Here is a 13,003-nt window from a genome sequence, read left to right as displayed (position 1 = left end):
GAGCCGGAACGCCACGGAGAGGTACAGTAGGGAAAGGATACCAGGCATCGGGGAATCGCCATGTGGTGGCTTCTGAGACGGCTCGGCGGACGACTGGCGCGCTTTCTGTCAAAGCCGCGCCCGGGATTCGCGTTCGCGCCGACCTGCGCCCCCGAATTGCTGGCCCGTACGTTGCGCAAGGGCGACGTGCTGCTGATCGAGGGCACCAGCCGCTTCAGCATGGCGATCAAGTACATCACCCAGTCGAACTGGTCGCACGCCGCGCTGGTGGTGGCGGAAGCCGACGACCAGAACCAAGCCCCCCTTCAGTCCTGCCGCCTGATCGAGGCGGACGTCAATGTGGGGGTGAGAACCCTGCCCCTGGCCGAATATGCCCATGGGCATACCCGGATCTGCCGCCCGGTGGGGCTGACCGAGGCCGACATCGACCATGTCATCGACTATGCCGAGACACGGCTGGGCCACCAGTACGACCTGAAAAACGTCGTCGATCTGGCACGCTATCTCATCCAGACCCCGCCGGTGCCCATCCGCTGGCGGCGGCGGCTGCTGGCGCTGGGCAGCGGCGATCCCACCAAGGCGATATGCTCGTCGCTGATCGCCCAGGCCTTCCAGTCGGTACGTTATCCGATCCTGCCCGAAATCAGCCGGGAGGCTTCGGCCGACCCGCAGTGCCGGGACTGCTACGACGAACTGCTGCACATCCGGCACTACAGTTTGTTCGCGCCACGCGACTTCGACATATCGCCTTATTTCCGGATCGTGAAGCCCACCCTGGAGGACGATTTCGACCCCTACAGCCTGAGCTGGGACCTTGCCGGCCCCGACCCCGGTGACGAGCCCGTCGCCGCCGGTGCGGCACCCGGCCCGCCCCGTTCATCCGGCCTGTAAGCAAAGCAGCGTTGCACGGGTCTACTGGGATGATGCGGGGCCGGCACGCCGTTGCCCCTACACCCGCAATCCCCTCGTGCCGGTTACCCGCATCGCTCCGGCCCTTGAGCGGGACCCCTCGTGGCGAGTCCCGTCACCTTTCGCCGACGGATTCCCGCCGCGGCGATCTTTTTGCGGGGCGGTCGGCGGCGAGCCCGGGCCTACGGCTTCAGCGATGCGCGCCTACCGCGCCGTGAGGCCGAAAAGCTGGTCCAGCACGTCGATCAGATCGGCGCCGACCGCATCGGGACGCTCGATCGTCGCCGGGACCGCCAACCCGTCGCGACGCACGTAGCCCGTCATCAGACCGGCCCGCCCAGCCCCCTGGACATCCCAGCCGTGCGCGGCGACGAGCGCCAACTGCCGCGGACGAATGCCAGCGAGGTCGACGCACCGAGCGTAGACTTCGCGGCACGGCTTCCAATGGCCGACCTCGTCGATGGAGACCACCCGTTCCAGCATGTCCTCCAAGCCGGCGCGTCCGAGCAACGTGTGCGTGACGGCGGCACTGCCATTGGTAACCGCCATGGCGTACACCCCGTTGGCGCGCAGCATCGCCAGGGCCGGGGCCACATCGGCATGCGCATCGAGTCGACTGAAGCCGGCGAGGACGGTCTCGACTTCGTCGTTGCCGGCGGCCAGGCCATATTCCGCCAGAAAACGGCTCAAAGTGTCCGCGGCGACCTCCCGGAACGGCCGGAAAACGCCGGCCGTGTCCAGCGCGAAACCGTCCCGCAGGATTTGCGCGAACCATGTTTCGAGTATGTAGGCCGGCAGACCCGCGGCTACCAGCCGCTGACGCAACGGCTCCAGGGGAAACAGGGTCTCAATGACGTCGAACGCCACGGCCTCGGGTCGCGAGGGCATGAGGTGCCTTTACCCGCGGCCGTCCCTGGTCCGGGCGCGCAGGGCGCCGACGCTGGACAGGGTGGACACCAGGTACGGAACCAGCATGGTGAGTGCCATCTTGCCTAGCCGAACGCCGTCGACATCGCCATGCGCGATCGCGTCGGCATGATTGATGGCGATCAGCACCGGTCCGACCACGACACCGTACACCAGCGCGCGCCGCACCACGACCGGGGAAACAGCCAGGCGCAGCCAATCGCGCGCCGATGCGGCAACCGGACTCATCGGCTATCCTGAGTCACCAGCATCGAGGCGCCCTCGCGGGCCGACTCGTCGGTCTTTTCCAGGTTGAACTCAACCGGCTCCGGCACGCGGACGCCGCGCCGGACCGCCGACCGTTCGCCGACGGTATCGAGCCAGCGCCGCAGGTGCGGCATGCCGTCGATGTCGACACCGGCCCAGAAGTGAATCGACACCCAGCTCCAGTTGGCGATGTCGGCGATCGAGTAATCGCCGGCCAGGTACTCGCGGTCCGCCAGACGGCGATCCAGCACCTGGTACAGGCGCCGGGTCTCGCTCTGATAGCGTTCGATGGCATACGGGATTTTCTCCGGCGCGTAACGGTAGAACACGTTTGCCTGCCCCTGCATCGGGCCGACGCCGCCCATCTGGAACATGAGCCACTGGATCACATCGAAGCGGCCCCGGCGGTCGGCCGGCATCAGCCTGCCGGTCTTCTCGGCGAGATACTGCAGGATCGCGCCGGACTCGAACACCACGTAGCCGCCCTCGTCGCGGTCGACGATGGTCGGAATGCGGCCGTTGGGATTGAGCGCGAGATACCAGTCCTGCTTCTGCTCGCCCTTGGAAAGCAGAATCGGATGCGTCTCGTAATCGAGGCCGAGCTCCTCCAAAGCGATGGAGACCTTCCAACCATTGGGAGTGGCGGAGGTGTAGAGATCGATCATGTCGGGACTCCCGGTTTCGCGAGCGGTACGCGGTTCAACCCCCGAGCGCACCGTCGCCCATGAAATAGCGGATGACATCGATGTAGTCGATCACCAGCGAGACCGCGATGGTAACCGTAAGCGCCCGGGCCCAGGCGCCGAAGGCGCCGGCCTGCGCGAAACGCCCGCGCACCGCGAACAGGTACGCCAACAGCGGCGTCCACCAGAGCACGTGCGACAGACCCAGCAGGCGGACATAGCCGACCGCCTCGTACAGCGCCATCATGGTGATCACATTGCCGATCCACACGGTCAGCACCCAGCGCGCCTCGCGGTGGCGTAGAAAAACCACGCTCGCGGTGTTGGCCACCATCATCCAGCCGACCCAGGCCTGGAGCCACCAGGGCGCCGCCATGAGTCGGGCCATCAGGCTGTCGGCGAACCATGCCGCCATCACGTCAGGCCACCGCCAGCAGGCGATCGCGATCACGCAGCAGATACAGCGCCAGGCAGGCGGCGAGCATCGGCCAAGCAGCGAAGAACAGCAGGTTCGGCCCCTCGAACGGCGCGATGTACCGCGGGAACGAGGACAGGGTCGACGCCGCGTGCAGCAGCAACACGGCACCGTACGTGAAACGCTTGAGCACCCCGGCCACGAAGGCGAGCAACAGCGCCGCCTCGGCCAGGCCAATCAACAGGAACGCGCCCGCGCCCAGTCCCGGGATGAAATAGAAGTTCTCGAACACCCCCGCCGCGTGGCCGGGGTTCACGAACTTGTCCACGGTCCACATCGCCATCACCAGGAACACGGTGAGGCGGAGAGCGAGCAGGCTCGCCTGCAGGCGGGTCTCGTCGTTCATACGGTGCTCCCGTCGCGGATCAGGCCCGGTTGGCCAGGCCGCGGGCAATCCAGTGGTCGAGGCTGACATAGCGGCCCGCGCCGATGAAAAACAGTGTCAACAGCATCACGAAGTAGGTGGCGGCCCACTCGATGCCGTTGTTCAGCACCACGAAGCTGCCCTCGGCGGTCAGCCACTCGTAGTTGCCGTGCTCGCGCAGGATCGACTTCGCCGCATCCAGGCGCTCGGCGGCGGCCTGCGCGGCCTCGCAGCCGAACAGGCAGAAGGTCGGATCGGCGACTGCCTGCCAGCCGTTCTCCCAGTGCACCGCGAACGCCGCCACGATCATCGTGGCCATCAGTGGGACCGCCAGCCAGCGCACGGCCAGTCCCAGCAGCAGGCCGATCGCCCCGACCACCTCGGCCGCGGTCGCCATGACAGCCATCAGCCAGGGAAACGGCAGGCCCAGCCCCCAGTCGGGGTTGCCGAACCAGGCCACGGTGTTGTCGAAGCCGTCGATCTTGTTGGTGCCGGCCAGCCAGAACACCGGCGCCAGGTAGAAGCGCAGCGCCAGGGGCGCGAGGAAGTCCAGGGCCCGGGTCCGGTCGAGCAGGGCCTGGGCGGCGAGCAGTACGTGCATGCGTGAATCCCCGATGAAGCGTGTTCAGTCAGAGGACCCGGAGAGCGCGAAAGCCATTGCAGCCCGTGCGCCAGACAACGATGGTCGGGCGTGGGCAACGGCCGTCGGCGGGGCCGCGATCCCGACGCGACACTTGCAAGGAGACCATGCCTGCCGCAGTCTTTGCGGTGCGACGGCCGGGAGGCCGGCGTCCCCAGTCCCCGATCCCGGGACACCCCACCGCGGGCGCCCGGTCGTCGCGCCCCACCGCCGGCAGGGCGCGGCGCCGGATTGTTTCATGGCATTCGGCGGGCCCGCGCAAACGGCCAAGTCGCCGCGGCACGCGGCACGGCCGCTAGCAGCAATGGTCCCCGTGCCAAGCGCGCCGGAACTGGACTCGATCACTGGGTCGACGCCGAAGCCGATCAGCGAGGCCCTGCCGGACAGCGCCCCGGCGGCGATCGCCACCGCCGCCTCCACCGCGTTCCAGGCAATGGTGAAGATCTCCAGCAGGCGCCCCTGCCGCAGGTGCGCCGTGCGCCCGGCGTCGCAGCTGCAGGGCCGGTATCGCCACAGGTGGTCGTCTCGTTCACGGCCGTGCCTCCAGGCCGCAGCCCGGCACGGAATCACAGTTCCGGCCCACCGCGTCGTCCTCCGGCTGCAGGGTGCTGTGGGTGATGCCGAAGCGCCGGCGCAGGGTCTCCTGCAGCCGTGGCAACAACTCGCGCCAGGATTCCAGGTCGCGCACGTCGACGTGCGCCGACAGCGCGTAATGATGCGAGGACAGGGCCCAGATGTGCAGGTCGTGCACCGCCCGCACCCCATCGTGTCCGGTGAGGGCGGCGCTGACCGCCTCCGCGTCCAGTTCCCGCGGCACCCCCTCCATCAACACGTGCAGCACCTCGCGCAGCAGCCGGCCGGCCGAGACCAGGATCAGCAGGGCCACGAACAGCGACAGGAGCGGGTCGATGGGCATCCAGCCGGTCAGCAGAATCACCAGGCCCGACGTGACCGCGGCCACCGAGCCCAGCAGGTCGCCCATGACGTGCAGCAACGCCCCCCGCACATTCATGGTCTGGGCACCCCGGGTCAGAATCCAGGCCACGATCAGGTTGACCAGGAGTCCGAGGCCACCGATCACCATGACCACACCACCGGCGACCTCCCGCGGCTCGGCCAGACGCTGAACCGCCGAGGCCGCCACCAGCGCCACCACGCCGAACATGAACACCACGTTCACCAGCGCCCCGAGCACCTCGGCGCGCTGCAGGCCGAATGAGTGCCGGCGCGATACCGGCCGGGTCGCCAGCCAGGCCGCGAAGGCGCCGATCGCCAGGGAGCTGGAATCGGTGATCATGTGCCCGGCATCCGACAGCAGGGCCAGGGAACCGGACAGCCAGCCGCCGACGGCCTCGACCGCGGCGAAGGCCGTGGTCAGCACCAGCGACAGCAACAGGGCGCGGCCGCCGCTGGCATGGTGGTGATGATCGTGACCGCTCACAAGGCGTCCTCCTGCACGTGCTCGATCATGTCGGCCAGCATGCGGCGGACATGCTCGTCCGCGGCGCGGTAGAACACCTGGCGCCCGCGGCGCTCGGCACGCATCAGCCGCGCCGCCCGCAGCAGCCGCAGGTGGTGGCTGGCCAGCGACGGCGACAACCCGAGCCCGTCCGCCAAGGCCTGCACGCTCACCGGCTCGTCCAGGCAGGCCAGGACCAAACGCAGGCGGTTGGCGTCGCCCAACAGGTGGAAGGTCTCCGCCAACTCGGCGGCTTGGTCGCTATCCAACCCGGCTGTCGGAGAGGGCGCATTACCGGTCGTTCGCATAGACATGCGAATATTTGAACAATTATTTATATGTTTGTCCAGACCCCGATGGCGACCAGCCTCAGCCGCGCCAGAACGCCGGCGTCAACACCGCCAGGAGCGTGAAAATCTCCAACCGGCCCATGATCATCGCCAGACCCAGGACCCATTTGCCGACAGCGGACACGCCGACCATGGTGGCCGATACCTCGCCCAGGCCGGGGCCCAGGTTGTTCAGGCAGGCGGCCACCGCCGAGAACGCGGAGACCTCGTCGAGCCCGGTCGCCGTCAGGATCAGGAACACCATGATGTAGACCCCGACATAAGCGGAGAAGAAGCCCCAGATCGCCTGCACCACGGAATCCGGTATCACGCGCCCGCCCAGCTTGATCGGCACCTCGGCACTGGGATGGACCAAGCGCCGGATCTCGCGCAGGCCCTGCCGGTACAGCAACTGAAACCGCATCACCTTGATCCCGCCGCTGGTGGAGCCGCCGCAGCCGGCGACGATGCTGCCCAGGATCAGCATCATCGGCAGGAACGCCGGCCAGACCGTGAAGTCGGCCGTGGTGTAGCCGGTAGTGGTGCCGATCGAGACCACCTGGAAGGCGCTGTCCAGCAAGGCCGCACCGGCGTTCGCCCTGGTGCCGGTGGCCAGGAGAAACGCCGCACATACCAGGATCATGGTCGCACTGAGCAGCGCGAAGCCGCGGAACTCGGCGTCCCGCCAATAGGGCGCGGCGCTGGCGTGCCGCCAGGCCGCGAAATGCAGGGCGAAATTGACCGCGCCCAGGAACATGAAGACCAGAGCGATGGTTTCGATCAGGGCGCTGTCGAAATGCCCCATGCTCAGGTCGTGGGTCGAAAATCCGCCCGTGGAGAGGGTGCTCAAGGCATGCATCACGGCGTCGAACGCGCCCATGCCGGCGAGCCAGAAGGCCGCCGCGCAGAGTGCGGTCAGGCCCACGTAGATCAGCCACAGCGCCTTGGCGGTCTCGCGGATGCGGGGCGTGAGCTTGGCGTCCTTGAGCGGCCCCGGGGTCTCGGCGCGGTAGAGCTGCATCCCGCCCACGCCCAGCATCGGCAGCACCGCCACCGCCAGGACGATAATGCCCATGCCGCCCAGCCACTGGAGTAGCTGGCGCCACACCAGCACCGCGTGCGGCAGTGCGTCGAGACCGGTGAGTACGGTCGCCCCGGTCGTGGTGAGACCGGAGGCCGACTCGAAGACCGCGTCCGTGAACGACATCGACGGAGATTCCGCCAGGTACAGCGGCACGGCCCCGAACAGCGACAGCACGACCCAGAACAACACCACTACCAGGAAGCCCTCGCGCAGCTTCAGGTCACGGCGCAGGTGCCGTACCGGCAGCCAGAGCAGCAGGCCCGCGAGGAACGTGGCGGCGAAGCCGTCGACGAACGCGGCCAACTCGCCGTCGCGGAACAGGATGGCGGCCGCCGCCGGCACCAGCATCGCGAAGGAGAACAGCATCAGCAACAGGCCGAGCACCCGCTGCGTGATGACAAAGGGATGGCTCATGGCCGGCGGCGCCCGTTTCCTGGCGGGAGCGGGCGATCTCGAGCGCCGACCTCGGGAATGCCGTGCATGACGCGGCAACGATAGGCCCCGCAGACAGCGCGCGCAAGCGGTTGCCCCCTTGAACTGTCACGCTCCCCGCCTGTCCCATGGGTGTCATCGTTTCGCATCCGCAACCCGCCGAGGTCCGTGCTGTCGCAACTCGCCCCCTGGGAACCCCTGTGGCCGCTGATCGCGTTGTTCGCGCTCGCGCTCGCCGCCTACCTGGCGGGGATCGCGCGGCGGCGGCGGGCGCGCGACATCCCATCTGCGCTGGCCTTCCTGCTCGGCCTGGGCCTGATGTACGCGGCGATGCAGACGCGCTTCGACTACTACGCCCAGTTCATGTTCTTCATGCACCGCATCCAGCACCTGGCGTTGCATCACCTGGGCCCGTTCCTCATCGCCCTGTCGGCCCCCTCGGCGGTGCTCGCGGCCGGCACGCCGCGGCCATTGCGCACCGCCGGCCGCCGGCTGGCCGCCAGCCCCCCGGTGCGTATCGGCTATCGGTTCCTGCAGCAGCCCGTGATCGCGGGCCTGCTGTTCGTGGGCCTGATCGGCTTCTGGCTGATACCGTCGGTGCACTTCGACGCCATGCTCGACGCCCGCCTGTATTGGATCATGAACCTGAGCATGGCCGTGGACGGACTGCTGTTCTGGTGGTTCATGCTCGATCCGCGCCCACCGGGAACGACACCCGTGACCCGCGGCGTGGGCCTGCGCATCCTGGTCCTGTGGGCATTGATGCCGCCGCAGATCGCGCTCGGCGCCTGGATCGCGCTGTCCCCCGAGACACTGTTTGACGTGTACGCGGTCTGCGGCCGCGCCTGGCCGATCTCTCCGCTGCTCGACCAGCAGCTCGGCGGCCTGATCACCTGGATACCGGCGGCGATGATGAGCCTGCTCGCCACCCTGGCGCTGCTGGCCTTCGCCTTCCGCCACGAACGCGAACGCAACCGCGAGAGCACGCCATGATCCGACACCACGCTTCCCGTTTCGCCCTTGCCGCCCTGCTCGCCGCCGGCCTCGCGGCCTGCGGCAACGATCCCGCCTGGCACGGCCACGACATCCGCGGCGTGATGCCGGACCTGGCCTTCACCCTCACCGACGAGAACGGCGAGACCGCGAATGCGGCGGATACTGCCGGCCACGTCCGGGTGCTGTTCTTCGGCTACACCCACTGCCCGGATATCTGCCCGGTCACCCTGGGGCGGCTGTCGGCCGCCCTCGGCGAGTTGCCCGAGGCCCAACGCGACCGCGTGCGGGTGCTGTTCGTCAGCGTCGACCCGGAACGTGACGGCCCCGAGGAACTGGCCGCGTACACCGACTACTACGGGCCGCGCTTCATCGGTCTGACCGGCACCCGCGACCAGCTCGACGAAATAACCAAGCGCTATCGCGTGACCTACGGCTACGGCGAGCCGGACGCGGACGGCTTCTACACCGTCTCCCACAGCAGCGGCATCTTCGTGTTCGGCCCGGGAGGCGAGGCCCGGCTGCTGATCAACCAGTCGCAGTCGGTGCCCGAGATCGCGGCGGACCTGGAACGGCTGCTGGCGCGGACGGAATAGGCCGAACGGGTCCCCCGCCTCAGCCACCGGCATCGGCACGCGGCCAGACCCGCCAGCTCGCGAATGCCGCCGCCGCGGCCATCGCCGCCAGCACCCACATCGCGGTCGCCAGACCCGCCGCGGAAGCGAGGACGCCCGCCAGCGGATAGCCCGCCAGCCAGCAGGCATGCGACAGGGCGAACTGGGCCGCGAACAGCGCCGGCCGGTCGGCCTCGGTGCTGTGGCGGGTGAGCAGCCGGCCGACCGGTGTCTGCACCAGCGACAGGCCCACGCCCAGCGCGAACCACAGCGCCAGCAGCCCGGCGAACCCCGGTTGCCAGGCCGCCACCGCGGCCACACCGACGGCCAACAGGAGGCCCCCGACCAGCATGGGCCGACGCTCGTGCGCCCGGTCCAGCCAGCGCGGCAGGGCCAGGGCCGCCAGCATGGAGCCGGCGCCGGAGGCGGCAAAGGCCAGCGCCACCGCCACCTCGCCGCGGCCCAGCCACTCGCGGACATAGAGCACGGTGTCCACGATCACCAGGGCACCCGCCGCCGCCACCGCGAAATAAAGCAGCCACACCGCCCGCAGCTCGGGGACCGCGAGATAGGCGCGCAGGCCGTCGCCGGTCCGCCGCCAGGCCCCGCCCGCGGCGCCGGCGCGCGCGCCCGGCAGCCCCACGCCCAGGATCAGCGCGGCCGAGGCCAGGAAGCCCACGCCGTTGGCCACGAACAGAGCGTCGTAGGACAGCAGCATCAGCGCCCCGGCCGCCAGCGCGGGACTGAGCAGGTTCTCCAGGTCGTAGGCCAGGCGCGAGGCGGACAACGCCCGCGAGTACTGCGCCGGGTCGGGCACGATCTCGGGGATGGTCGCCTGGAACGTGGGCGTGAACCCGGCGGAGCAGGCATTGAGCCACAGGATCAGCAGGTAGATCTGCCACACCTCCGTGACCAGGGGCAGACAGAACACCGCGCCGGCCCGCGCCAGATCCAGGGCCACCAGGAACGGCTTGCGCGGCAGCCGCGCCGCGTAGGCGCCGGCAATGGGCGCGATCCCGACATAGGCCACCATCTTCAGGGCCAGCGCGATCCCCAGCACCCGCCCGGCGTCGCCGCCGGCCAGGTCGTAGGCCAGCAGCGCCAGCGCCACCGTGGTCAGGCCCGTGCCGACCAGGGCCGCGACCTGGGCGGCGAACAGCCGCCGCCAGCCGGCATTGGCCAACAGTCCCGCCAGGACCGGCACAGCTAGCGCTCCGGCAAATTGCCCGCCAGGGTCACGAAAGCCGCTTCCCCCGACGATGGCCGGAATCGGTCAATGCCGCGAGGATGCCGCAGTCACCCACCGAGTAACCGCCGTCGCATGCGTCCTGGAGACGCTTCAGCCGGGTTTCCAGACGCCGCAGGCGCGCGATGCGCTCGCGCACGGCCGACAATTGCTCCGCGACCCGGTGATCCACCGCGTCGCAGGGCTCCCCGGGGTGCCCGGCGAGTCGCAGCAGCGACCGGATGGCGGCAACCGAGAAACCCAGCGCCCGGGCCCGCGTGACGAATTCCAGCCGCTCGAGATCCCGATCGTCGTAGTAGCGATAGCCGTTGTCACCCCGCCTGGCCGGCGGCAGCAGTCCGATCCGCTCGTAATAGCGGATGGTCGACGCGATGCAGCCACTGCGACGGGCCACTTCGCCAATGGTGTAGCGCATGTTTCACCCCGTTCTTGACCTTGCAGCAACTATAACCTTCATGGTCGTTATCGACACCATGCAGGCAGATTACGTCATGGCATTCGCGAGACACATCCGCCCCCACGTCGACACCGAGTCACAACGTGCCGAGGCCGCCGAACGGCGCGGCGACAGTGTCCCGGCATTCCGGCACCTGGAAAGGACGCACGTGCTGGGGCAGGCGTCCACACGGGAGCATGTCAGGGTGCATTGGCACATGCTTCTATGGGCTATGCGGCATCGGGAAACCCGAGAGGTACATGGCCAGTTCGTCCGTCTGCTCGGCGCCGCGACCAAGACCGCGTTCGGACTCGTGCCTACCGGCAATACCGGCGGTTCGGACATCAGACCGTGTCAGCGCCTCCCCGTGCCACCCGATATCGCGGCGACGATCAAGGCCGCGCGAAGCGATGACTGACCGCCTCATGGCGCAACATGGTAAATTCACGGCCACCAGCACCCTCCGAGTTGGCGAGTGGCATCGAGAGTCCGGACATGATCCGCGCCGTGCCTGAACCGAACGGCGCCCAGGGCGCTCTCCGCGCATGGCGCACGATCGTGCTGACGTTATTGCTCTTGAGTGCGATCTGGCCCGAGATCGACTTGCACGACGGCACGGCCACCTCCCCGACCGGCCCGCATGGCGATACCACGCACGAACTGGTTGATCTGCACGGCGACGACGGCGGGCTGCATCTCCATGTCTGTGCCTGCGCCGCGCATTGCGCCGCGTTGCCGTCCGCCACCGACCTCCCGCAGATTGAAGTAACGGCGAGCCCGGTGACTGAAACCTGTCAGTCGCTGCCCCCCGGCGTCGCCGTGGTTCCCTTCCGGCCTCCGATCGCCTAGGCCTTCTCCCCTGCACCCGGTGCGCCCACGCCGCGCCGGATCGAGTCTATTCGCGAGGAGAACCCCATGGCCCTGCGTCTGTGCGCGGGTGTCTGCCTGCTCGCCGCCGCCTTTGGCGTCGCGGCGATGGACGACACGCTGACTTTGAAGGGAGCCATCGCCCGGGCGGTGGCGGACAATCCGGAACTAGCCGTCGGCGTCTTCCGCCGGCGCGCCGCCGACGCCCGCATCGAATCCGCCGGCCAGCCGCCGCCGACCCGGCTCGGCCTGGAGCTCGAGAACTTCGCCGGCAGCGGCGAGACCCGCGGCCTGCGCGCCGCCGACGCCACACTGCTGCTGTCACGCACCCTGGAGCGCGGCGGCAAAGCGGCACGGCGCGAGGATCTGGCGCTCAGCCGCCGCGCGCTCGTGGCCACGGAAGCGGACATCCGGCGACTCGATCTGCTGGCTCGGGTCGCGCGGCGATTCGTGCATGTCGCCCGCGACCAGGCTTTGCTCACGCTCGCCGAGGAAGCCGTGGCGCTTGCCGAGAAGGCGCGTATGCAGGCCGCCCGCCGGGTCGATGCCGGTGCCGCACCGGCCAGCGAGGCCGCTCGCGCGGACATCGCCCTGGCCGATGCGGGTCTGGGGCTGGAGCATGCCGAGCACGAGCTCAAGGCTACGCGCGTCGGGTTGTCCAGCCTCTGGGGCGAGCGCGATCCCGGCTTCGACCGTGTGGCGGCCGAGCTCTTCGAGCTGCCCGCGGCGGACACCATCCAAACGGTCATGGCCAGGCTCGAGCGCAATCCCCAGCAGCGCCGGTTGGCGGACGAGGCGCGGGTGGCCGCGGCCCGGCAGCGATTGGCCGCGGCCCGCCGGGCCACCGACATCACGGTATCCGGCGGCATGCGCTGGCGCGAATCCACCGACGACAGCGCGTTCGTGCTCGGTGTCTCGATCCCGCTTGCCAGCCGCTCGCGGGCCCAGCCGGATCTCGCCGCGAGCCGGGCCGAGCATGCGGCCCGGGAACGTGAGCTGGAGGCCGCCGAGCGCGAGCTGTACGCCGTGGTCTATGCCCGTTACCAGGAGATGCACCATGCCCGTACCGAGGTGGAGACCTTGCGCGGGCGGATTCTGCCACGCGCCAGGGAAGCGCTCGCCGACATCCGCGCCGGTTACGGGCGCGGACGCTACAGCTACCTGGACCTGGCCGAGGCGCAACGCAGCCTGATCCGACAGGAGCGCCGGGCCATCCACGCCGCAGCGAGCTATCACCGTCACTTGATCGAGATCGAGCGGCTGACCGGCACGCCGGCAGCCACCCCGGACGAGGACTGA

At 69.1% G+C, this 13,003-nt stretch carries 17 protein-coding genes; 6 read left to right on the top strand and 11 right to left on the bottom strand.

Annotation, left to right across the window (positions count from 1 at the left end):
* The first annotated feature begins 60 nt into the window (after window positions 1-60).
* Window positions 61-891, top strand: coding sequence for a YiiX/YebB-like N1pC/P60 family cysteine hydrolase (locus PC39_RS14700; protein WP_353254162.1), 831 nt, complete (start codon window positions 61-63; stop codon window positions 889-891).
* 222 nt (window positions 892-1,113) lie between these two features.
* Here PC39_RS14700 and PC39_RS14695 read toward each other — a convergent pair whose 3' ends face one another.
* From PC39_RS14695 to PC39_RS14655, 9 genes are all read right to left on the bottom strand, one after another.
* Entirely contained in the window at window positions 1,114-1,776 is a 663-nt protein-coding gene (locus PC39_RS14695) for a haloacid dehalogenase type II (protein ID WP_353254161.1), read from the bottom strand.
* Between the two features lie 30 nt (window positions 1,777-1,806).
* Complete coding sequence (nrtS, locus tag PC39_RS14690; RefSeq protein WP_353254160.1) at window positions 1,807-2,064, bottom strand: nitrate/nitrite transporter NrtS; 258 nt, start codon at window positions 2,062-2,064, stop codon at window positions 1,807-1,809.
* Window positions 2,061-2,747, bottom strand: a complete 687-nt coding sequence (locus PC39_RS14685) for a glutathione S-transferase family protein (RefSeq protein ID WP_353254159.1) — start codon at window positions 2,745-2,747, stop codon at window positions 2,061-2,063. The genes nrtS and PC39_RS14685 overlap by 4 nt, the downstream gene beginning before the upstream one ends.
* A 34-nt stretch (window positions 2,748-2,781) precedes the next feature.
* Window positions 2,782-3,180 (bottom strand): hypothetical protein, encoded by a 399-nt coding sequence (locus PC39_RS14680; protein WP_353254158.1) that lies wholly within the window; start codon window positions 3,178-3,180, stop codon window positions 2,782-2,784.
* Window positions 3,181-3,184: 4 nt separating this feature from the next.
* Window positions 3,185-3,586, bottom strand: a complete 402-nt coding sequence (locus PC39_RS14675; protein ID WP_353254157.1) for a hypothetical protein — start codon at window positions 3,584-3,586, stop codon at window positions 3,185-3,187.
* Between the two features lie 19 nt (window positions 3,587-3,605).
* Window positions 3,606-4,205 carry an HvfX family Cu-binding RiPP maturation protein gene (locus PC39_RS14670; RefSeq protein WP_353254156.1) on the bottom strand — a complete coding sequence of 200 codons (600 nt, stop codon included), beginning with the start codon at window positions 4,203-4,205 and terminating at the stop codon, window positions 3,606-3,608.
* Window positions 4,206-4,773: 568 nt separating this feature from the next.
* Complete coding sequence (locus PC39_RS14665; RefSeq protein WP_353254155.1) at window positions 4,774-5,685, bottom strand: cation diffusion facilitator family transporter; 912 nt, start codon at window positions 5,683-5,685, stop codon at window positions 4,774-4,776.
* Window positions 5,682-5,972, bottom strand: coding sequence for an ArsR/SmtB family transcription factor (locus PC39_RS14660; RefSeq protein WP_353254154.1), 291 nt, complete (start codon window positions 5,970-5,972; stop codon window positions 5,682-5,684). The genes PC39_RS14665 and PC39_RS14660 overlap by 4 nt, the downstream gene beginning before the upstream one ends.
* A 100-nt stretch (window positions 5,973-6,072) precedes the next feature.
* On the bottom strand, window positions 6,073-7,530 hold the full coding sequence (locus PC39_RS14655) for a TrkH family potassium uptake protein (protein ID WP_353254153.1): 1,458 nt from the start codon (window positions 7,528-7,530) through the stop codon (window positions 6,073-6,075).
* A gap of 186 nt (window positions 7,531-7,716) precedes the next feature.
* On the opposite strand from PC39_RS14655, the gene PC39_RS14650 reads away from it, so the two are divergent.
* Window positions 7,717-8,541, top strand: coding sequence for a cytochrome c oxidase assembly protein (locus tag PC39_RS14650; RefSeq protein WP_353254152.1), 825 nt, complete (start codon window positions 7,717-7,719; stop codon window positions 8,539-8,541).
* On the top strand, window positions 8,538-9,137 hold the full coding sequence (locus PC39_RS14645) for an SCO family protein (RefSeq protein ID WP_353254151.1): 600 nt from the start codon (window positions 8,538-8,540) through the stop codon (window positions 9,135-9,137). Before PC39_RS14650 ends, PC39_RS14645 begins: the two co-directional genes overlap by 4 nt.
* Window positions 9,138-9,156: 19 nt before the next feature.
* On the opposite strand, the gene PC39_RS14640 is transcribed toward PC39_RS14645, so the two are convergent.
* On the bottom strand, window positions 9,157-10,359 hold the full coding sequence (locus tag PC39_RS14640) for an MFS transporter (protein WP_353254150.1): 1,203 nt from the start codon (window positions 10,357-10,359) through the stop codon (window positions 9,157-9,159).
* Window positions 10,360-10,390: 31 nt separating this feature from the next.
* Complete coding sequence (locus PC39_RS14635; RefSeq protein ID WP_353254149.1) at window positions 10,391-10,816, bottom strand: MerR family transcriptional regulator; 426 nt, start codon at window positions 10,814-10,816, stop codon at window positions 10,391-10,393.
* Between PC39_RS14635 and PC39_RS14630 the strand changes: the two genes are divergently transcribed.
* From PC39_RS14630 to PC39_RS14620, 3 genes are all read left to right on the top strand, one after another.
* Window positions 10,815-11,255, top strand: a complete 441-nt coding sequence (locus PC39_RS14630) for a DUF3703 domain-containing protein (protein ID WP_353254148.1) — start codon at window positions 10,815-10,817, stop codon at window positions 11,253-11,255. The two genes, PC39_RS14635 and PC39_RS14630, sit on opposite strands and share 2 nt — an antisense overlap.
* Window positions 11,256-11,332: 77 nt before the next feature.
* Window positions 11,333-11,686 carry a hypothetical protein gene (locus PC39_RS14625; protein WP_353254147.1) on the top strand — a complete coding sequence of 118 codons (354 nt, stop codon included), beginning with the start codon at window positions 11,333-11,335 and terminating at the stop codon, window positions 11,684-11,686.
* Window positions 11,687-11,752: 66 nt separating this feature from the next.
* Window positions 11,753-13,003: a TolC family protein gene (locus PC39_RS14620; protein WP_353254146.1), complete on the top strand. Its 1,251-nt coding sequence runs from the start codon at window positions 11,753-11,755 to the stop codon at window positions 13,001-13,003.

The sequence above is a fragment of the Salinisphaera sp. PC39 genome, assembly GCF_040361335.1.
Classification (GTDB): domain Bacteria; phylum Pseudomonadota; class Gammaproteobacteria; order Nevskiales; family Salinisphaeraceae; genus APNM01.
Note: the sequence above shows the minus strand (reverse complement) of the source record. Positions and strands in the feature narration are given on the sequence as shown.